General features: G+C 69.0%; 21 protein-coding genes. 11 read left to right on the top strand and 10 right to left on the bottom strand.

The window, feature by feature from the left end:
• Positions 1 to 26 precede the first annotated feature (26 nt).
• Positions 27 to 1589, bottom strand: a complete 1563-nt coding sequence (locus MMB92_RS06585) for an AMP-binding protein (RefSeq protein WP_048988974.1) — start codon at positions 1587 to 1589, stop codon at positions 27 to 29.
• A gap of 236 nt (positions 1590 to 1825) precedes the next feature.
• On the opposite strand from MMB92_RS06585, the gene ybaK reads away from it, so the two are divergent.
• Positions 1826 to 2317: a Cys-tRNA(Pro) deacylase gene (gene ybaK, locus MMB92_RS06580; RefSeq protein ID WP_043205388.1), complete on the top strand. Its 492-nt coding sequence runs from the start codon at positions 1826 to 1828 to the stop codon at positions 2315 to 2317.
• Positions 2318 to 2433: 116 nt separating this feature from the next.
• Complete coding sequence (gene plsY / locus MMB92_RS06575) at positions 2434 to 3060, top strand: glycerol-3-phosphate 1-O-acyltransferase PlsY (protein ID WP_048988975.1); 627 nt, start codon at positions 2434 to 2436, stop codon at positions 3058 to 3060.
• Between the two features lie 79 nt (positions 3061 to 3139).
• On the opposite strand, the gene MMB92_RS06570 is transcribed toward plsY, so the two are convergent.
• Entirely contained in the window at positions 3140 to 3625 is a 486-nt protein-coding gene (locus MMB92_RS06570; protein WP_006482217.1) for a YajQ family cyclic di-GMP-binding protein, read from the bottom strand.
• A gap of 136 nt (positions 3626 to 3761) precedes the next feature.
• On the opposite strand from MMB92_RS06570, the gene murB reads away from it, so the two are divergent.
• On the top strand, positions 3762 to 4811 hold the full coding sequence (murB, locus tag MMB92_RS06565) for a UDP-N-acetylmuramate dehydrogenase (protein WP_060264791.1): 1050 nt from the start codon (positions 3762 to 3764) through the stop codon (positions 4809 to 4811).
• Between the two features lie 85 nt (positions 4812 to 4896).
• On the opposite strand, the gene argF is transcribed toward murB, so the two are convergent.
• Complete coding sequence (argF, locus tag MMB92_RS06560; protein WP_006482207.1) at positions 4897 to 5826, bottom strand: ornithine carbamoyltransferase; 930 nt, start codon at positions 5824 to 5826, stop codon at positions 4897 to 4899.
• Positions 5827 to 6238: 412 nt separating this feature from the next.
• Here argF and MMB92_RS06555 point away from each other — a divergent pair, with 412 nt between their 5' ends.
• Positions 6239 to 6559, top strand: a complete 321-nt coding sequence (locus MMB92_RS06555) for a DUF3579 domain-containing protein (protein WP_006482210.1) — start codon at positions 6239 to 6241, stop codon at positions 6557 to 6559.
• Positions 6560 to 6705: 146 nt separating this feature from the next.
• Here MMB92_RS06555 and rpsT read toward each other — a convergent pair whose 3' ends face one another.
• The gene (gene rpsT, locus MMB92_RS06550) at positions 6706 to 6978 is read right to left on the bottom strand and encodes a 30S ribosomal protein S20 (RefSeq protein ID WP_006482211.1); all 273 of its coding nucleotides are present in this window, start codon (positions 6976 to 6978) and stop codon (positions 6706 to 6708) included.
• A gap of 303 nt (positions 6979 to 7281) precedes the next feature.
• Here rpsT and murJ point away from each other — a divergent pair, with 303 nt between their 5' ends.
• Together murJ and MMB92_RS06540 are read left to right on the top strand one after the other, a co-directional pair.
• On the top strand, positions 7282 to 8832 hold the full coding sequence (murJ, locus tag MMB92_RS06545) for a murein biosynthesis integral membrane protein MurJ (protein WP_006482209.1): 1551 nt from the start codon (positions 7282 to 7284) through the stop codon (positions 8830 to 8832).
• An 8-nt stretch (positions 8833 to 8840) separates the two neighbouring features.
• Positions 8841 to 9683, top strand: a complete 843-nt coding sequence (locus MMB92_RS06540; RefSeq protein WP_012492832.1) for a tetratricopeptide repeat protein — start codon at positions 8841 to 8843, stop codon at positions 9681 to 9683.
• 252 nt (positions 9684 to 9935) lie between these two features.
• On the opposite strand, the gene adk is transcribed toward MMB92_RS06540, so the two are convergent.
• From adk to lpxK, 4 genes are all read right to left on the bottom strand, one after another.
• A complete protein-coding gene (gene adk / locus MMB92_RS06535; protein WP_006482212.1) occupies positions 9936 to 10598 on the bottom strand; it encodes an adenylate kinase in 663 nt (220 codons plus the stop codon).
• 208 nt (positions 10599 to 10806) lie between these two features.
• Positions 10807 to 11598 (bottom strand): 3-deoxy-manno-octulosonate cytidylyltransferase, encoded by a 792-nt coding sequence (gene kdsB / locus MMB92_RS06530; protein ID WP_006482208.1) that lies wholly within the window; start codon positions 11596 to 11598, stop codon positions 10807 to 10809.
• Between the two features lie 123 nt (positions 11599 to 11721).
• The gene (locus tag MMB92_RS06525) at positions 11722 to 11916 is read right to left on the bottom strand and encodes a Trm112 family protein (RefSeq protein ID WP_006482216.1); all 195 of its coding nucleotides are present in this window, start codon (positions 11914 to 11916) and stop codon (positions 11722 to 11724) included.
• Positions 11897 to 12925 carry a tetraacyldisaccharide 4'-kinase gene (lpxK, locus tag MMB92_RS06520; protein WP_277562606.1) on the bottom strand — a complete coding sequence of 343 codons (1029 nt, stop codon included), beginning with the start codon at positions 12923 to 12925 and terminating at the stop codon, positions 11897 to 11899. The genes MMB92_RS06525 and lpxK overlap by 20 nt, the downstream gene beginning before the upstream one ends.
• A gap of 449 nt (positions 12926 to 13374) precedes the next feature.
• Between lpxK and xseA the strand changes: the two genes are divergently transcribed.
• Positions 13375 to 14757: an exodeoxyribonuclease VII large subunit gene (gene xseA / locus MMB92_RS06515; RefSeq protein WP_058901755.1), complete on the top strand. Its 1383-nt coding sequence runs from the start codon at positions 13375 to 13377 to the stop codon at positions 14755 to 14757.
• Between the two features lie 229 nt (positions 14758 to 14986).
• Entirely contained in the window at positions 14987 to 15565 is a 579-nt protein-coding gene (gene sodB / locus MMB92_RS06510) for a superoxide dismutase [Fe] (RefSeq protein WP_006489396.1), read from the top strand.
• Positions 15566 to 15671: 106 nt separating this feature from the next.
• On the opposite strand, the gene chrA is transcribed toward sodB, so the two are convergent.
• Together chrA and MMB92_RS06500 are read right to left on the bottom strand one after the other, a co-directional pair.
• The gene (gene chrA / locus MMB92_RS06505; RefSeq protein ID WP_277562605.1) at positions 15672 to 16883 is read right to left on the bottom strand and encodes a chromate efflux transporter; all 1212 of its coding nucleotides are present in this window, start codon (positions 16881 to 16883) and stop codon (positions 15672 to 15674) included.
• Positions 16884 to 16980: 97 nt separating this feature from the next.
• On the bottom strand, positions 16981 to 17688 hold the full coding sequence (locus tag MMB92_RS06500; protein WP_006491070.1) for a Crp/Fnr family transcriptional regulator: 708 nt from the start codon (positions 17686 to 17688) through the stop codon (positions 16981 to 16983).
• Between the two features lie 81 nt (positions 17689 to 17769).
• On the opposite strand from MMB92_RS06500, the gene MMB92_RS06495 reads away from it, so the two are divergent.
• The 3 genes from MMB92_RS06495 to MMB92_RS06485 all read left to right on the top strand — a co-directional run bounded on the left by MMB92_RS06495 (position 17770) and on the right by MMB92_RS06485 (position 20047).
• Complete coding sequence (locus MMB92_RS06495) at positions 17770 to 18294, top strand: Mpo1-like protein (protein WP_006496466.1); 525 nt, start codon at positions 17770 to 17772, stop codon at positions 18292 to 18294.
• The gene (locus MMB92_RS06490; protein WP_124633741.1) at positions 18287 to 19342 is read left to right on the top strand and encodes a 2-dehydropantoate 2-reductase; all 1056 of its coding nucleotides are present in this window, start codon (positions 18287 to 18289) and stop codon (positions 19340 to 19342) included. The genes MMB92_RS06495 and MMB92_RS06490 overlap by 8 nt, the downstream gene beginning before the upstream one ends.
• Before the next feature lie 99 nt (positions 19343 to 19441).
• Positions 19442 to 20047, top strand: coding sequence for a methyltransferase domain-containing protein (locus MMB92_RS06485; RefSeq protein WP_006496464.1), 606 nt, complete (start codon positions 19442 to 19444; stop codon positions 20045 to 20047).
• The last annotated feature ends 9 nt before the right edge of the window (positions 20048 to 20056 follow it).

The following is a 20056-nucleotide window of genomic DNA, read 5'->3' as shown; positions in this document are numbered from 1 at the left end:
GACTGCGCCGCGCATCGCAGGGCGCGTCAGACGAGCTCGCGCAGCCGGTGCTTGAGCACCTTGCCGGTCGATGCGGCCGGCAACGCATCGAGCACGCGGATGTGCGCAGGGCGTTTGTAAGCGGTGAGCCGGTCCGCGCACCATGCGTGCAATGCCGCCTCGTCGACCGCCGCGCCCGGCACGCGCTCGACGAACGCGAGCACTTCCTCGTTGCCGTCGATCGCGCGGCCGATCACGGCCGCCTGCACGACGTCCGGATGCGCGTTCAGCACCTGCTCGACCTCGACCGGATACACGTTGAAGCCCGAGCGGATGATCAGCTCCTTGCTGCGGCCCGCGATCGTCACCGCGCCGTCCGCGTCCTGCCGCGCGAGATCGCCGGTGCTCAGCCAGCCGTCCGGCGACACGGCCGCGCGCGTCGCATCCGCGTTGCGGTAGTAGCCGAGCATCACGTTCGGCCCGCGCACGCGGATCTCGCCGACTTCGCCCGGCGGCACGTCGGTGCCGTCCGGCGCGACGATCCGCACGTCGACGCCCGGAATCGGCACGCCGACCGAACTGTCCGTGCGCGGCGCGTCGAGCGGCGTCTGCGTGATCGTCGGGCTGCTTTCGGTCATCCCGTAGCCGTTGTGCAGCGGCACGCCGTACAGGCGCTCGACGCGCGCCTTCAGGTTCGCATCGAGCGGCGAGCCGCCCGAATATGCGAAGCGCAGCCGCGGCGCGCGCCATGCGTGGCCGTGCGTGTGCAGGTGTTCGAGCAGCTTCGCGTGCATCGCGGGCACGCCCTGGAAGATCGTCACGCCTTCGTCGGCGAGCGCGACGCGGACGGCTTCCGGCGAGAAGCGCGGCGCGAGCCGCAGCGTCGCGCCTGCATACAGGCTGCCCAGGCACACCGATGCGAGCCCGTACACGTGCGACACGGGCAGCACCGTGTAGACGACGTCATCCGGCGACACGCGGCGCAGCGCGCTCGACGTCGCCGCGATGAACAGCAGGTTGCGGTGCGACAGCATCACGCCTTTCGGCGTGCCGGTCGTACCGGTCGTGTAGATCAGCGCCGCGCATTGGGCGGCGCCGTCGGCGGCCACCGGTTCGGCGGGCGCGCTCGCGTCGACGCGATACGACCACGCGCCGATGTCGACCGGCAGCGCGCCGGCCGGCATTGCGCCGATCCGCTCGGCGTGGGCGCGGGCGTCGGGTGAGGCGTCCGTCGTGAACGCGGTCAGCTTAGGGCGTGCATGCGCGGCGATCGCATCGAGTTCGGCGGCCGACAGCCGTGCGTTCGACACGAGCGCCCACGCGTCGAGGCGGGCGGCCGCGAACAGCAGCACGATCTGCGCGACGCAGTTTTCCGCGACGATCATCACGCGGTCGCCGCCTTGCACGCCGAGGCTCGCCAGCCGCGCGGCCGCCGCATCGACGGCCTGCGCCAGATCGCCGTACGACAGGCGGCGCGCATCCTCGATCAGCGCCGGCTGCGCGGGCGACTGCGCGGCCCGGCGCGCGGGCACGTCGGCGATGCGACGCGGCAGCGCGGCGAGCAGCGCATCGACATCGAGCGATTCGGATGAACGGACGGGCGAGGACATGGCGTCTCCAGATGAGGGGCCGGCGGCGGGCCGACGATATTTGCGAACGATCGTGCCATGACGGCGCGCGCGCCACAATTGGCCAATCGGGCAATAGCGCTTCACGATGTCTGCAATGATGATGGGCATGATCGTGACCGCGATGCGGCGGGCCGGCGGAAAACGGGCCGCGAGTATACCGTCGGCGCCGGCACGCGATTGCGCGAGCGTCGATCGTTCGCCATTAAAATGCCGCCATGAGCAAATCCAGACACGTGTCCGAAACCCCCGCGACCCAACTGCTGCGCCGTCATGGCGTCGCATTCGGCGAGCATCCGTACGAATACGTCGAGCACGGCGGTACCGGCGAATCGGCGCGCCAGCTCGGCGTCGACGAGCACAGCGTCGTGAAGACGCTCGTGATGGAAGACGAACACGCGAAGCCGCTGATCGTGCTGATGCACGGCGACCGCACGGTGTCGACCAAGAATCTCGCGCGGCAGATCGGCGCGAAGCGGGTCGAGCCGTGCAAGCCCGAGGTCGCGAATCGCCATTCGGGCTATCTCGTCGGCGGCACGTCGCCGTTCGGCACGCGCAAGACGATGCCCGTCTACGTCGAGGCGACGATCCTCGACCTGCCGACGATCTACCTGAACGGCGGCCGGCGCGGCTACCTGGTCAGCCTCGCGCCGGCGGTGCTCACGTCGCTGCTCGGCGCGCGGCCCGTGCAGTGCGCGAGCGTCGACTGAGGGTTTCACCTTCGTGGCACGCCGCGCCCGTTCGGTAGAATGGGCGCCGTTTCGGCCTGCCGGCTTGCCGCGCACGGCCATCCCTTTCCCGATACGTTGAAAGAAGAGTCCTCCGCATGCAGATCCTGCTCGCCGCCCTCGTTGCCTACCTGATCGGTTCGGTGTCGTTCGCCGTCGTCGTCAGTTCCGTGATGGGCCTGGCCGACCCGCGTTCGTACGGATCCAAGAATCCCGGCGCGACCAACGTGCTGCGCAGCGGCAACAAGAAGGCCGCGATCCTGACGCTCGTCGGCGACGCGTTCAAGGGCTGGATCGCCGTCTGGCTCGCCCGTCACTTCGGCCTGCCCGACGTCGCGGTCGCGTGGGTCGCGATCGCCGTGTTCCTCGGCCACCTGTACCCGGTGTTCTTCCGCTTCCAGGGCGGCAAGGGCGTGGCGACCGCGGCCGGCGTGCTGCTCGCCGTGCACCCGGTGCTCGGGCTCGCGACCGCGCTGACCTGGCTGATCGTCGCGTTCTTCTTCCGCTATTCGTCGCTCGCGGCGCTGGTGGCGGCCGTGTTCGCGCCGGTGTTCGACGTGTTCCTGTTCGGCACGCCGGGCCATAACCCGGTCGCGTGGGCCGTGCTCGCGATGAGCGTGCTGCTCGTGTGGCGTCACCGCGGCAACATTTCGAAGCTGCTCGCGGGGCAGGAGAGCCGGATCGGCGACAAGAAGAAGGCGGCCGCGGACGGCGGGAAGGCCTGAGAACGCGCGGCGCTGGCCGCGCGCCGGGCGCGCCGCGTGTGCGGGGCCCGGCCGGATGACGCGACGGGCCGGCGGCCGCTCAGTCGCGGAAGTTGTTGAAGTCGAGCGGCGTGTCGGTCACGTCCTTGCGCAGCATCGCGATCGTGCTCTGCAGGTCGTCGCGCTTCGTGCCCGAGATGCGCACCGCGTCGCCCTGGATGCTCGCCTGCACCTTGATCTTGCTGTCCTTCACGAGGCGCACGATCTTTTTCGCGAGGTCGCCCGTCACGCCTTTCTTCACGGTGACGATCTGCTTGACCTTGTCGCCGCCGATCTTCTCGACCTTGCCGTAGTCGAGGAAGCGCACGTCGACGTTGCGCTTGGCCAGCTTGCCGATCAGCACGTCCTTGACCTGGCCGAGCTTGAAATCGTCGTCGGCGAACAGCGTCAGCTCGCGTTCCTTCTGCTCGACGCGTGCGTCGGAGCCCTTGAAGTCGAAGCGCGTCGAGATTTCCTTGTTCGACTGCTCGATGGCGTTCTTCACTTCGATCATGTTCGCTTCGGAAACGACGTCGAACGATGGCATGGCATTCTCCCTTGAGATGCGGGCACCCGGCTCGCGCGCGGGCACTCGCTATAATTGCGGACTGTTTGCCATTTTACCGATGCCCCTCCGTTTGCCCAAGGCCGGCCATGCGCCGCCCGGGCGGACGTGACCGCGAATGCCGATGCCCCCTGACGATTCCGCCCTGTCGCTGCTTCCCGACCATCCGCTCGCCGCGCACAACACGTTCGGCATCGCCGCGCGCGCGCGCTTCGCCGCGCGCATCACGCAGGCGGCGCAGTTCGAGGCGCTGCATCGCGACCCGCGGGTCGCGACCCTGCCGCAACTCGTGCTCGGCGGCGGCAGCAATATCGTGTTCACGCGCGATTTCGACGGCGTCGTGCTGCTCGACGAGATCGCGGGCCGCCGCATCCTGCGCGAGGACGACGACGCGTGGTACGTCGAGGCCGGCGGCGGCGAGAACTGGCACGCGTTCGTCGCGTGGACGCTCGAGCACGGGATGCCGGGCCTCGAGAATCTCGCGCTGATCCCGGGCACCGTCGGCGCCGCGCCGATCCAGAACATCGGCGCGTACGGCCTCGAGATGAAGGCGTATTTCGATTCGCTGGTCGCGGTCGAGCTGGCGACGGGGCGCCGCGAGCGCTTCGACGCCGCGCGCTGCGCATTCGGCTACCGCGACAGCTTCTTCAAGCGGGAAGGGCGCGGCCGGTTCGCGATCGTCGCGGTGACGTTCCGGCTGCCGAAGCAATGGACGCCGCGGCTCGGCTACGCGGACGTCACACGCGAGCTCGACGCGCGCGGCATCACGCCCGAGGCGGCGACGCCGCGCGACGTGTTCGATGCGGTCGTCGCGATCCGCCGCGCGAAGCTGCCCGATCCGCTGGTGCTCGGCAATGCGGGCAGTTTCTTCAAGAATCCGGTGATCGACGCCGCGCAGTTCGATGCGCTGCGCGCCCGCGTGCCGGAGGTCGTGTCGTATCCGCAGCCGGACGGGCACGTGAAGCTCGCGGCCGGCTGGCTGATCGACCGCTGCGGCTGGAAGGGGCGCGCGCTCGGGGCGGCGGCCGTGCATGACCGCCAGGCGCTCGTGCTCGTCAATCGCGGCGGCGCCACCGGTGCCGATGTGCTGGCGCTGGCGCGGGCGATCCAGGCCGACGTGCGCGCGCAGTTCGGTGTCGAGCTGGAGGCGGAACCGGTCTGCCTGTAACGCAGTGCGCGCCGGTTTTGGCGCGCCCAAACAAAAAGCGCCGATCGTCGATCGGCGCTTTTTTACGCGTGTGCGTTGCGGCGCGTCAGTGCTTGAGGCGGCCGAGCAGCAGGAACTCCATCAGCGCCTTCTGCACGTGCAGGCGGTTTTCCGCTTCGTCCCACACGACGCTCTGCGGGCCGTCGATCACGCCGGCCGTCACTTCCTCGCCGCGGTGCGCGGGCAGGCAGTGCATGAAGAGGGCGTCCGGATTCGCATGGCCCATCATTTCCTCGTCGACGCACCAGTCGGCGAATGCCTGCTTGCGCGCCTCGTTCTCGGCCTCGAAGCCCATGCTCGTCCACACGTCGGTCGTCACGAGATCGGCGCCCTTGCACGCTTCGTTCGGATCGTCGAACACCTCGTAGAACGGCGCGCTGTCGGGCGACACGAGCTTCATGTCGAGTGCGTAGCCGGGCGGCGTCGACAGGCGCAGCTTGAAGCCGAGGATCTGCGCGGCTTCGATCCACGTGTAGAGCATGTTGTTCGCGTCGCCGACCCACGCGACGGTCTTGCCGGCGATCGGGCCGCGGTGCTCGTAGTACGTGAAGATGTCGGCGAGCACCTGGCACGGGTGGTATTCGTTCGTCAGGCCGTTGATCACCGGCACGCGCGAGTTCTGCGCGAAGCGCGTGATCACGTCCTGCTCGAACGTGCGGATCATGATGATGTCGACCATTCGCGAGATGACCTGCGCGGAATCCTCGACGGGCTCGCCGCGGCCGAGCTGCGTGTCGCGCGTGCTCATGAAGACGGCGTGACCGCCGAGCTGGAAGATCCCGGCCTCGAACGACAGGCGCGTGCGCGTCGAGCTCTTCTCGAAGATCATCGCGAGCGTGCGGTCGTGCAGCGGGTGATAGGTCTCGTAGTTCTTGAACTTGCGCTTCAGGATACCCGTGCGTTCGAGCACGTACTCGTAGTCTTCCAGCGAGAAATCCTTGAACTGCAGGTAGTGACGAATGGTTTTGGCGGTCATGAAACGAAATACGGCGGGTCTCACCCGGCAGCGAGGCCGGACGGCGCCGCCGTCGGGTGTGGATAACTCAAAGCAGCATAAAGGATTTTCTGTGCTTTGACGAGCCGTGGAGCGACGCGGGGCAGGATCGCCGCGCGCGATCCGCAGTGCGGGAAGACGGGCGTCGGGACGACGCGCGATGGCGCGCTGCGGTATAATTCGAAAGTTTTCTCCAGCCCGGCAGGCAAGGCTTTTCGCGCTCTGCCGGACACAAGCCGTGCGCTGCACACATCCGGTGCAGTCCACCGGCGGCGCGCCTCGACGCCCCGTTTTCGGGATATCGATGAGCTTGTGCCGCCGACCCTCCAGCTTTGTGTTCGCGTATCCAGGCGCCGTTGCCTGGACATCGCCGGGCCGTCACTTGGGTAACCACATGGCTGAAACCCCTCCGACCGAATTTTTCATCCAGGGCATCACGAAAGACGGGAAAAAGTTTCGCCCGAGCGACTGGTCGGAACGTCTGGCCGGTGTGATGGCCTGCTTCGGGCCGGGGGCGAGCGGGCCGAATGCACGTCTCAAGTATTCGCTGTACGTGCGTCCGACGATGCTCGGCGACCTGAAATGCGTGATCCTCGATTCGCGGTTGCGCGACATCGAGCCGATGGCTTTCGATTTCGTGCTGAATTTCGCGAAGGACAACAACCTCGTCGTGACCGAGGCGTGCGAGCTGCCGGACTACAACGCGAAGAAGTGATGCCGGCGGGCGCGTGCCGTGCCCGCCCGCGTACAGGTCGCCGCCGCGCGTGATGCGCGAGCGACCGGCAACGAAAAAGCCCGCCTAGGCGGGCTTTTTCGTGATCGCAGGAAACAGGAACGCCCGCGCGAGCGGGCGCACCGGATTTACGCTGCTGCCTGCAGACCCTTGACGGCTGCGGCCAGGCGGCTCTTGCTGCGAGCGGCCTTGTTCTTGTGAACGATCTTCTTGTCGGCGATCGTGTCGATCGTCTTCACGGCAGCCTTGAACAGCTCGGCAGCCTTTGCCTGGTCGCCGGCTTCAACAGCCTTGCGAACCGACTTGATCGCGGTACGGAATTTCGAGCGCAGCGCCGAGTTGTGCGAGTTTGCCTTCGCGGCCTGGCGGGCGCGCTTGCGTGCTTGTGCGGAGTTAGCCATGACGGTTCCTTATCCTGTCCTGTTTCCAGAGCTTGGAGCCTGACGGCCAAGCGCTGCTTTTCGATCCGTCCCCTGAGAACGATTGCCCAGGGGCGCATAAAAAACGGTGATTTTAACCGAGGCCGGGACATGAAAACGGCAGTTGCCGTGCATGTACGAGCCCAGAAACCGGCGATTATAGCAACAAAATCAAGCGAGTGGCAAGTTCGACTTAACGCCCGCCGGGCGGGGCGCCGGCGGCGGCCGCGCTTTTCGGTATCGGCCGGTGGCCGGGTCGCGCAACGTCCGTATAATAAGCGCCCCATGAATCTATTCCGAGCCCTGCTGACGGTCAGCGGCTTCACGCTGCTGTCGCGCGTGACCGGACTGGCCCGCGAGACGCTGATCGCCCGTGCGTTCGGCGCCAGTCAATACACCGACGCGTTCTACGTCGCCTTCCGCATTCCGAACCTGCTGCGCCGCCTGTCTGCCGAAGGCGCGTTCTCGCAGGCGTTCGTGCCGATCCTCGCCGAGTTCAAGAACCAGCAGGGGCACGATGCGACGAAGGCGCTCGTCGACGCGATGTCCACCGTGCTCGCGTGGGCGCTGGCCGTGCTGTCGGTCGTCGGGATCGCCGGCGCGTCGTGGGTCGTGTTCGCGGTCGCGTCCGGCCTGCACAGCGACGGCCAGGCGTTCCCGCTCGCGGTCACGATGACGCGGATCATGTTCCCGTACATCGTGTTCATTTCGCTGACCACGCTCGCGTCGGGCGTGCTGAACACGTACAAGAGCTTCTCGCTGCCCGCGTTCGCGCCGGTGCTGCTCAACGTCGCGTTCATCGCCGCGGCCGTGTTCGTCGCGCCGCACCTGAAGGTGCCGGTCTACGCGCTCGCGTGGGCCGTCATCGTCGGCGGCGTGCTGCAGTTTCTCGTGCAGCTGCCGGGCCTGAAGAAGGTCGACATGGTGCCGCTGATCGGCCTGAATCCGCTGCGCGCGCTGCGTCATCCGGGCGTGAAGCGCGTGCTCGCGAAGATGGTGCCGGCGACGTTCGCGGTGTCCGTCGCGCAACTGTCGCTGATCATCAACACCAACATCGCGTCGCGGCTCGGGCAGGGCGCGGTGTCGTGGATCAATTACGCCGACCGCCTGATGGAGTTCCCGACGGCGCTGCTCGGCGTCGCGCTCGGCACGATCCTGCTGCCGAGCCTGTCGAAGGCGCACGTCGACGCCGACTCGCACGAATATTCGGCGCTGCTCGACTGGGGGCTGCGCGTCACGTTCCTGCTCGCGGCGCCGAGCGCGCTCGCGCTGTTCTTCTTCGCGACGCCGCTCACCGCGACGCTGTTCAACTACGGCAAGTTCGACGCGCATACCGTCACGATGGTCGCGCGCGCGCTCGCGACGTACGGAATCGGCCTCGTCGGCATCATCCTGATCAAGATCCTCGCGCCGGGCTTCTATGCGAAGCAGGACATCAAGACGCCGGTGAAGATCGCGATCGGCGTGCTGATCGTCACGCAGCTCTCGAACTACGTGTTCGTGCCGCTGATCGGCCACGCGGGGCTCACGCTGAGCATCGGCGTCGGTGCGTGCCTGAATTCGCTGCTGCTGTTCCTCGGGTTGCGCAAGCGCGGCATCTACCAGCCGTCGCCGGGCTGGCTGCGCTTTTTCGTGCAGCTCGTCGGCGCGGCGCTCGTGCTCGCGGGCCTGATGCACTGGTGCGCGATCAATTTCGACTGGACCGGGATGCGCGCGCAGCCGCTCGATCGCATTGCGCTGATGGCCGCGTGCCTCGTGCTGTTTGCTGCACTATATTTCGGTATGTTGTGGGTGATGGGCTTCAAATACGCTTACTTCAGAAGGCGCGCCAAGTGACGACCGCAATGACCCGCGTCCTCGACTACTTCAGCACGCTCGTGGCGGACGACGACAGTCTGCCCGTCACGGAAGCCGCGCTGTCGCTGGCGCAGGACGCGTATCCCGACCTCGACCTGCAGGGCACGCTGGCCGAACTCGACATGCTGGCGGCGCGGCTGCGCCGGCGGCTCGCCGACGATGCGGACCTGAAGGGCCGCGTCGCCGCGCTGAACGACTTCTTCTTCCGCGAGCTCGGTTTCGCGTGCAATCACAACGATTACTACGACCCCGATAACAGCCACCTGAACGCCGTGCTGAAACGGCGGCGCGGGATCCCGATCTCGCTGTCGGTGCTGTACCTGGAACTCGCCGAGCAGATCGGCGTACCGGCGCGCGGCGTATCGTTCCCTGGCCATTTCCTGCTGCGCGTGACGCTGCCGGACGGTGACCTGATCATCGATCCGACCAACGGCCATTCGCTGTCCGAAGCCGAGATGGTCGAGATGCTCGAGCCGTACGTCGCGCGTGCGGCCGGCGCGGTCGACAGCGCGTTGCGCGCGCTGCTGCAGCCGGCGACGAGCCGCGAGATCATCGCGCGGATGCTGCGCAATCTGAAGACGATCTATTTGCAGACGGAACGCTGGCAGCGGCTGCTCGCGGTGCAGCAGCGGCTCGTGATCCTGCTGCCCGAGCAGCTCGACGAGGTGCGCGACCGCGGCTTCGCGTATGCGCGGCTCGACTACCTGCGCCCCGCGCTCGAGGATCTCGAGCAGTATCTCGGCGAGCGACCGGATGCGGACGATGCGACCGTCGTCGAATCGCAGGTGAGCGAACTGCGGCAACGGATGCAGCGCGACGGCGAGGAGTGAGCCGAGCCATCGGCGCACGTCCACCGGCACACGAAAAAAACGCCCGCATCGCGGGCGTTTTTTCTTGCGCGTGCGCGTGCCCGACCCCGAGCGATCGGCTGAAACTCCGGTGCGCCGCTCGCACGACCCACGCGTTCGACCGATTGTACGGGGCGCCGCCGCGCGGCGGCGACCCGCGCGCGATCGTGCCAATCGCGGCAGGCAAAAAAAAGCCGCCCGGAACGGGCGGCTTGCGGGTGCGCGACGCGCTGCTTACTTCAGTGCGTCGAACGCGCGCTCGCGGATTTCGTCGACGGTGCCGAGGCCCGAGATCTTGCGATACTGCGGCGCCTTCAGACCGTTTTCCTCGCCACGCTGCGCCCAGTCGCCGTAGTACGTGATCAGCGGCTTGGTCTGCGCTTCGTATACTTCGAGACGCTTTTTGACAGTTTCTTCCTTGTCGTCGTCGCGCTGGATCAGCGGTTCGCCCGTCACGTCGTCGTGACCTTCGACCTTCGGCGGGTTGAACTTGACGTGGTACGTACGGCCCGATGCCGGGTGCGTGCGACGGCCGCTCATGCGCTCGATGATTTCCGAGAACGGGACGTCGATCTCGAGCACGTAGTCGATCGCGACGCCGGCTTCCTTCATCGCGTCAGCCTGCGCGATCGTGCGCGGGAAACCGTCGAACAGATAGCCGTTCGCGCAGTCGGATTCCTTCAGGCGCTCCTTGACGAGGCCGATGATCAGCGCGTCCGGCACGAGCTTGCCGGCATCCATGTAGCCCTTCGCCTCGACGCCGAGCGGCGTGCCGGCCTTCACGGCCGCGCGCAGCATGTCGCCCGTCGAGATTTGCGGGATGCCGAATTTTTCCTTGATGAAGTTTGCCTGGGTGCCCTTTCCCGCGCCGGGCGCGCCCAACAGGATCAAACGCATGGTGATATCTCCAAGTATGTAGATTCGTGTGGCGAGACACAAAGGCGTCGGCGACGGCGGGCGCGGGGCTTGCCCGGCGCGCGGCGGACCGGTCTGATGCGACGCGTCGGCTTGGGCGACGCGCGGCTGCCGGCAGGGCCACGGGCGGGGTCAAGCGAGGACGCGCTGGTCGCGGACGGCTCGCACAATCGCCTGATTATGCCACGGGTTATTTTGAACCCGGCTGAAAAAGGGCCTGCACGCGCGCGAGATCGGCCGGCGTGTCGATACCGGCTTCGGGCGCGGACTCGGTGATCAGCACCGCGATGCGCTCGCCGTGCCACAGCGCGCGCAGCTGTTCGAGCTGCTCGGCCTGTTCGATCGGCGCCTGCGCGAGCGACGGATAGGTGCGCAGGAAACGCGCGCGATACGCATAGAGGCCGATGTGCCGGTAGACCGGGAAGGCCGGCGCCGGCATGGCCGCGACGTCGGGCCAGTGCGGCTGGTATGCATCGCGGCTCCACGGAATCGGCGCGCGCGAGAAGTACAGCGCGACGCTCTGCGCGTCGAGCGCGACCTTCACGACGTTCGGGTTGAACACGTCGGCCGCGTCGTGGATCGGATGGGCCGCGGTCGCGATCGCGCACGCCGGATGCGCGGCGAGGTGCGACGCTACGTCGCGCACGAGCACGGGGTCGATCAGCGGCTCGTCGCCCTGCACGTTGACGACCACGGTGTCGTCGCGCCAGCCGAAGGCCGCCGCGACTTCCGCGAGCCGGTCGGTGCCGGACGGATGATCGGCGCGCGTGAGCACCGCCTCGAAGCCGTGATCGCGCGCCGCGTCGAGCACGCTCTGCGCGTCGGATGCGACGAGCACCTGTTGCGCGCCCGCTTCGCGCGCGCGCTCGGCGACACGCACGACCATCGGCTTGCCGCCGAGATCGGCGAGCGGCTTGTTCGGGAGCCGCGTCGACGCGAGCCGGGCGGGAATGACGGCGATGAAGGGTTGCGGGTGAGTCATCGGGGAGCGTTGAGAAGGACGGGGCGGGCGACGCCGGAAGCCGGTCGCCCGGCGAGTGCGGCGACCCGGCCGGGGCCGGGCCGCCTGTGTCGAATCGGTGCGCCGGGCGAGCGGCGCGGCGGTTCAGCGGCCGGCCGGGTCGACCGGCGTGCCTTCGACGGTCTGGCGCGCTTCGTCGACCAGCATCACGGGGATGCCGTCGCGGATCGGGTAGGCGAGCTTGTCCGCGTTGCAGATCAGCTCCTGCGCGGCACGGTCGTAGTGGAGCGGGCCTTTGCAGATAGGGCACACAATGATTTCAAGCAGGCGAGCGTCCACGGAGTTTCTCCACAACGAGGGCAATGAGGCGAGGGTCGAGCGCGGCTTCGACGGGGACCACCCACAGTCGGGCGTCGCGCCAGGAAGCGCCCAATTTTACTGCATCCTTCTCGGTGATCAGGATCGCATCGACGGCATCGTCGACGAACGGATTGTCCGCGAACGCGTAATGGTCCGGCAGCGCGCGGGTCGCCGGCGCGAGACCGGCCGCGCGCAGCGTCGCGAAGAAGCGCTCCGGCGCGCCGATGCCGGCTGCGGCGAGCACGCGTTCGTTCGCGAACTGCGACAGCGGGCGGCGCAGCGTGGGCTGGTCGAGGTGCCACGCGGCGCCCGGCGTCAGCGCGAGCGCGTAGGTGTCGGGCCAGGGCGGCAGCGCGCCGCTGTACGGGTCGTTGACGAGCGTCGCGTCGCGGTGCCGCGACAGCGGCTCGCGCAGCGGGCCGGCCGGCAGCAGGAAACCGTTGCCGCCGAGCCGGTGGTCGAATACGACGAGCTCGACGGTGCGCGCGAGGCGGTAGTGCTGCAGGCCGTCGTCGCTGACGATCACGTCGACGTCCGGATGCGCGGCGCGCAGCGCCTGCGCGGCCGCGACGCGATCGGGGCACACCCACACGGGCGCGCCGGTGCGGCGCGCGATCAGCAGCGGTTCGTCGCCGGCCGCGCCCGCGCGCGACGCCGGCGTGACGGCGGTCGGCGCCTTCACGTTCGCGCCATAGCCGCGCGACACGACGCCGGGCGTGAAGCCGGCCGCGCGCAGCGCGTCGACGAGCGCGATCACGGTCGGCGTCTTGCCGGTGCCGCCGACGGTCACGTTGCCGACCACGACGACCGGCACGCCGACGTCGACCGGCTGCTTCCAGCCTTGCGCGTAAGCGGTGCGCCGCAGCGCCGCGCACAGGCCGAACACGCAGGCGAACGGCGTGAGCGCCCACGCGAGCGCGCCGCGGCGCTGCCATTCGCGTGTCAGGCGCGCTTCGAGTCGCGCGAGCGGGCCGCCGGGCGCGCTCATCGGGCCGGGCGCGGCGCGTCGTGCGCCGCGGCGAGGGACGGATTCGTCAAGGCGGATTCTCCGTTGGGCGGCGCATGCCGCAGGGTCCGTGGAAGGCGGCACTCTAGCGCGCCGCACGCCGGCGCGGCAAGCGCGACCGGCCGCCGCAGCGCCCGGGGCCGGATCGTGGCGCCCTGTGGATAACTCTGTGAAAAACTCCCCGGTCGATTGCCTCAAACGCCCGCCCGGCGGGCATCGAATCGGATGTGAATTATTTTGAAAGGTTTAAAAAACTATAAAAATCAAGGTGTTACGAAGAATTGTCTGGTTTTTTTAGCGGTTTCCGCGCGTTTTACGCGGACGAATGCCAGAGTGTGGACACTTTCCGCGCGTGGCGGCGAATGCGGCGGCGCTGGACGCCGCACGCGTGTCGGACTATCGTGACGCCGCCAGCATTCATCCGACCGTCCATGCTTTCCGACTCTCCTTTTTCCGCGCCCGGCGCCACGCGCGGCGGCGACGAAGTGATTCCCGTTTCGGCGCTCAATCGCGCGATTTCGACGATGCTCGAGCGCTCGTTTCCGCTGCTGTGGATTTCGGGCGAAGTATCGAATTTCACGCGCGCCGCGAGCGGCCACTGGTATTTCTCGATCAAGGACCAGCAGGCGCAGATGCGCTGCGTGATGTTCCGCGGCCGCGCGCAATACGCCGAATTCACGCCGCGCGAAGGCGACCGCATCGAAGTGCGCGCGGTCGTCACGATGTACGAGCCGCGCGGCGAAGTGCAGCTCAACGTCGAAGCCGTGCGACGCACCGGGCAGGGGCGCCTGTACGAGGCGTTCCTGCGGCTGAAGGCGCAGCTCGAAGCCGAGGGTCTGTTCGCCCCCGAGCGCAAGCGGCCGTTGCCGCCCCACCCGCGCGCGATCGGCATCGTCACGTCGCTGCAGGCCGCCGCGCTGCGCGACGTGCTCACCACGCTCGCCCGGCGCGCGCCGCACATTCCGGTGATCGTCTATCCGGCCCCCGTGCAGGGCGCCGGTTCCGCCGAGAAGCTCGTCGCGGCCGTCGCGACCGCGAATGCGCGGCGCGAGGTCGACGTGCTGCTGGTGTGTCGCGGCGGCGGCTCGATCGAGGATCTGTGGTCGTTCAACGACGAAGCGCTGGCGCGCGCGATCGCGGCGAGCGAGCTGCCGGTCGTCAGCGGTGTCGGCCACGAAACCGATTTCACGATCGCGGACTTCGCGGCCGACCTGCGCGCGCCGACGCCGACCGGCGCGGCCGAACTCGCGAGCCCGCAACGCGCGCTGCTGCTGCGCGAGGTCGACGAGCGCCAGCGTGCGCTCGCGCGCGGCATGGCGCGCCGACTCGAACAGCGCGCGCAGCAGCTCGACTGGCTTGCACGCCGGCTCGTGAGCCCGGCCGAGCGGCTGCAGCGGCAACGCACGCACGTCGAGCAGCTCGCGGCGCGGCTGGCGTCGGCGGCGTCGCGGCCGGTGCGCGATGCACGCGCGCGTTTCGCGCTCGCGCAACTGCGCTGGCAGCGCGCGCGGCCCGATGCGTCACAGGCGCGCCATGCGCTCGCGGGGCTGTCGCAACGTCTGGCTAGTGCGTTGCAGCGCCGTCACGAACGCGACACGGCGCGTGTGTCGGCCTGTGCGGCGCGGCTCGAGGTGCTGAGCCCGCAGCGCACGCTCGAGCGCGGCTATGCGGCGCTGATCGATGCGCAGACGGGCCGCGCGGTGCGCGCGCCGAACGCGCTGAAGCCGCAGCGGCGCCTGACCGTGCATCTCGCCGAAGGCTCGGCCGACGTGTCGCTCGCCGACGTGCAGCCGCGGCTGACCGATACGATCTGACGTAACCGGCGCGAGCGACACGCGGCGATCGTCGCAACGAACGCGACGCGGGCGGGCACGGATGCTGCGCATCGTCGGGTTCGTCCTGCCGGACGTTGCGCCAGCATCGCTTTTCCGCATACCGCGGATAAATGGCCCGTGAGTTTGCGGGGTTATTCGTCCTCGCCTACAATCGGACGCTCGGCAGCATCCAACACAGCCTCCCTACATACTCAACGAAGGAATCGCCATGGCTCATACGCTCCCGCCGCTCCCGTACGCTGAAGACGCACTCGCGCCGACCATCTCGAAAGAGACGATCGAGTACCACTACGGCAAGCACCATCAGGCTTATGTGACGAACCTGAACAATCTGATCCCGGGCACGGAATTCGAAAACCTGCCGCTGGAAGAGATCGTGAAGAAGTCGTCGGGCGGCATCTTCAACAACGCCGCGCAAATCTGGAACCACACGTTCTTCTGGAACAGCCTGTCGCCGAACGGCGGCGGCGCACCGACGGGCGCGCTGGGCGACGCGATCAACGCGAAGTGGGGTTCGTACGACGCATTCAAGGAAGCGTTCACGAAGGCCGCGGTCGGCACGTTCGGTTCGGGCTGGGCATGGCTCGTGAAGAAGGCCGACGGTTCGCTCGACATCGTGTCGACGAGCAACGCCGCCACGCCGCTGACGACCGCCGACAAGGCACTGCTGACGATCGACGTGTGGGAACACGCGTACTACATCGACTACCGCAACGCCCGTCCGAAGTTCGTCGAGGCGTTCTGGAACATCGTGAACTGGGACTTCGCAGCGAAGAACTTCGCGTAAGTCCGCCGCCTGCGCGCCGCCACGGCGCGCGGCATCGAGAAAAAGCCCTCGTTTCGAGGGCTTTTTGTTTTTTGTGTCTCGCCCTGAACGCGTCGAATCGGCCGGATCAGCCGGCCATGCCCAGCACCCAGCCGAACGTGGCGCTCGCGATCACCACGGCCCATGGCGGCACGCGCCAGAACACCAGTGCGACGAACGCGACCAGCGCGGCGGCCAGGTCGCGCGGCGCGACGATCGTGTCGGTCCAGACCGGGTGATAGAGCGCGGCGAGCAGCAGCCCGACGACGGCCGCGTTCACGCCGGCGAGCGCGGCCTGCATGTGCGCGCTGCGGCGCAGGCGTTCCCAGAATGGCGCGGTGCCGGCGATCAGCAGGAACGACGGCGCGAAGATCGACACGAGCGCGATCGTGCCGCCGAGCCAGCCGTTCGGCGCATCGCGCAGCGACGCACCGAGGAACGCCGAGAACGTGAACAGCGGCCCCGGCACGGCCTGCGCGACCCCATACCCGGCCAGGAAAGCCGAATCGCCGACCCAGCCGGGCGCGACCACGGCCGCCTGCAGCAGCGGCAGCACCACATGGCCGCCGCCGAACACGAGCGCGCCCGTGCGGAAGAACGCATCGACGACGGCGAGCGTATCGGAGCGCAGCGCGCGGGCCGCGAACGGCAGCGCGACGAGCAGCGCCGCGAACAGCGCAAGCCACAGCACGCCCGCGCGGGGCGACACGTGCAGCGGCAACGGTTCGTGCGCGTCGCGCGCCGGTTGCGGCAGCAGCACGAGACCGGCCGCGCCAGCCACGACGATCACCGCGATCTGCGTCCACGCGGCCGGCGCGAGCAGCGCGACGCACGCGGCCGCGGCCATCAGCGTGACGCGCCGCGCATCCGGGCACAGCGTGCGCGCCATGCCCCACACGGCTTGCGCGATCACCGCGACCGACACGATGCGCAGCCCGTGCAGCGCGCCGGCTTCGATCGGTGCGCCCGTCGCGTGAACGCCGAGCGCGAACAGCATCATCAGCAGCGCCGACGGCAGCGTGAAACCGAGCCACGCGGCGAACATGCCGGCGTAGCCGGCGCGCGCGAGCCCGATCGCCATCCCGACCTGGCTGCTCGCCGGCCCCGGCAGGAACTGGCACAGCCCGACCAGATCGGCATAGGTGCGCTCCGTGAACCAGCCGCGCCGCGTGACGAATTCCGCGCGAAAGTAGCCGAGATGCGCGACCGGCCCGCCGAACGACGTGAGACCGAGCCGCAGGAACGCGATGAAGACGGGCCACGGATGACGGGCGGGGGCGGGGAGGGTCGACGTGTTCAAGGCGGTGCGCGCGGCGGACGGAACGAGCCGCCACGATAGCGCAACTCGGCGGCCGCGGGGCAGCGCGTAGCGGCCGGTCGGGGCCGTTGTGCGGGGTTCAGTACGGGCCGTCGCCGAGCCCGCTCGCGCGCCGCAACGCATCGATGTCGACGAGCTCGATCTCGCCGACGTGCAGCCGCACGACGCCGTCGGCCTGCAGCGCCTTCAGCAACTGGTTGGTGGTCTGCCGCGTCAGCGACAGCATCGACGCGAGCGTTTCCTGCGACAGCCGGATGTGCGTGCGCCCGGCGCTGATGCCGCCGTAGCCCTCGGCGATCATCAACAGCCGCGCGGCGAGCCGCTGCGCGGCCGGCATCACGCTCATCGATTCGACCGTCAGGAAGCTCAGGCGCAGCTTTTGCGCCATCAGCAGCGCGAACTGCCGCCAGTATTGCGGCGTCGCATCGAGGATCGCGAGCAGTGCAGCCTGCGGCACGTGCAGCAGCAGCGTGTCGTCGAGCGCGACGGCGTCGTGCGTGCGCGGCTGGCCGTCGAACAACGCGATCTCGCCGAACCACGTGACGGGCTCCGCCACCGTCAGCAGCGCTTCCTTGCCGTGCGGATCGACCGCGCCTATCGTGAGTGAACCGGCCAGTACCGCGTACAGCCCGCACGGCGGGTCGCCGCGCCGGAACAGCGCATGGCCGGACGGCAGGCGGCGCAGCGTCGCGCGGGCGATCAGGTCGGCGCGCAGCGCGGGCGGCAGCCCGGCGAACCACGGGTTCGCTTCGATCTGCGGCAGGTACGGGGCGAGCGAAGAAGGCATGGGCACGCGATGTCGGGTAGCTGACAGAGGTTCTCGGGCGTGACGCGCATCATAGCGCTCGATGACCGATCAGGAGACGCCATGAAGACCCTCGAAGACCATCTTTCCCAGTATGCGGCCTACCATCGCGACGCGCGCAACATCGCGACGCATCTGGTCGGCATCCCGATGATCGTGTTCGCGGTCGAGGTGCTGCTGTCGCGGCCGGCGCTCGGGATGCTGGCCGACATCGCGCTGTCGCCGGCGCTGCTGCTCGCCGTCGTGTCGGCGCTGTTCTACCTGCGTCTCGACCTGCGGTTCGGGATCGTGATGACCGTGCTGCTCGCGCTCGGCCTGTGGGCCGCGCAGTCGCTGGCGCCGCTGCCGACCGCGCAATGGCTCGCGATCGGCAGCGGCGCGTTCGTCGTCGGCTGGATCGTGCAGTTCGTCGGGCACTGGTTCGAAGGCCGCAAGCCCGCGTTCGTCGACGATCTGGTCGGCCTGATCGTCGGGCCGCTGTTCGTCGTCGCCGAGGTCGCGTTTTTCGCGGGGCTGCGCGCCGACGTGCGCCGCGAAGTCGAGCGGCGCGCGGGCCCGGTGCATGGCGGCGCGCATTCGCATGTCTGATGCGCCGGCCGGGCCGGTCTGCGTGTTCGGCGCGGGCGCGGTCGGCTGCTATCTCGGCGGCCGTCTCGCGGCGGCCGGCGCGCACGTGACGCTCGTCGGCCGCGCGCGGATCGGCGACGCGATTCAGCTGCACGGGCTCACGTTGACCGATCGGCGCGGTTATCGCGCCGCGCTTGCGCCGGCCGATGTCGGATTCGCCACCGAGCCGGCCGCCGCGGCCGACGCACGGCTCGTATTCGTCGCGGTGAAGTCGGCGGCCACGCGCGAGGCCGCCGCGCAACTGGCCGGCGTGCTGCGGCCCGGCACGATCGTGATCAGCTTCCAGAACGGCCTGCACAACGCAGACGTGCTGCGCGACGCGCTCCCGCAAGCGACGGTGCTGGCCGGCATGGTGCCGTTCAACGTGATCGAGCGCGGTCCCGGCGCGTTTCACCAGGGTTCGGCCGGCAGATTGGCGACCGACGCGTCGGCCGCGCTGCAGCCGTTCATTGGCCCGTTCGCGCGCGCCGGGCTGCCGCTCGTGCTGCATCGCGACATGCGTGCCGTGCAGTGGGCGAAGCTCCTGCTCAACCTGAACAACGCGGTCAATGCGCTCGCGAATGTGCCGCTGCGCGCCGAACTTGCCCAACGCACGTACCGGCGCTGCGTCGCCTTGGCCCAGCGCGAGGCGCTGCACTGGCTGGCGCGGGCCGCGATCCGGCCCGCGCGGTTGACGCCGCTGCCGGCCGCGTGGATCCCGGCCGTGCTCGACCTGCCGGATGCGGCGTTTCGCGTGGTCGGCGGCCGCATGCTCGCGATCGATCCGCTGGCGCGGTCGTCGATGTCCGACGATCTCGCCGCGCACCGCGCGACGGAAGTCGAGTGGATCAACGGCGAAATCGTGCGGCTGGCCGGGCGCTTCGGTGCGCCGGCGCCGGTCAATGCGCGGCTGTGCGCGCTCGTCCACGACGCGGAACGCGCGGCGGTGCGTCCGGCGTGGCGCGGCGATGCGCTGTGGGCCGACCTCGCCGCGCAGGCGCCGCATGCGGGCCACGTGCCGGCCGCGTAGGCTGGCGGTGCTCCCGGCGTCGACCACGCGGCGGCGCGGGCCGTGCGCAACGACTAAGATGCGGAGTGCGTCATCCGACGCCTTTGCGGAGCAATCGCCATGGTGGATCGCCCGACCCTCGATGCCTACGACGCGCATGCCGCGCAATACGCGCAGGACTGGCTCGACCAGGCCGCGCCCGACGACATGTATGCGCTGCTCGAACAGCATTTCTCGCCGGGGCTGACCGCCGACGTCGGATGCGGCGCGGGGCGCGACACGGCCTGGCTCGCGTCGCGCGGCTTCGACGTGCGTGGCTACGACGCGAGCGCCGCGCTGCTCGACGAGGCGCGGCGACGCCATCGCGGTCTGACGTTCGAACTGGCCGCGCTGCCGGCGCTGGCCGGCGTACCGTCCGGCGCGTTTCGCAACGTGCTGTGCGAAACCGTCGTCATGCATCTCGAACAGGCGGACGCCGCGGCCGCCGCCGCGCGGCTCGCCGATCTGCTGATGCCGGGCGGCACGTTGTACCTGAGCTGGCGGGTGGCCGGAAGCGGCATGTTGCGCGACGAGCGCGGCCGCCTCTATACGCCGCTCGATTCGGCGCGGATGCATGCGGCGCTGGGCGCCGGCGTGCACGTGATCGACGAACACGAGGTGGTCAGTGCGTCGTCCGGCAAGCGCGTGCACCGGCTGATCGTGCGCAAGGCGGGCGGCGACGCGTGAGCGCGCCGC

The organism is Burkholderia sp. IO2, assembly GCF_029522185.1.
Lineage (GTDB): Bacteria > Pseudomonadota > Gammaproteobacteria > Burkholderiales > Burkholderiaceae > Burkholderia > Burkholderia cenocepacia.
The sequence above is the reverse complement of the archived record's forward strand: the minus strand, read 5'-3'. Positions and strand labels throughout refer to the sequence as shown.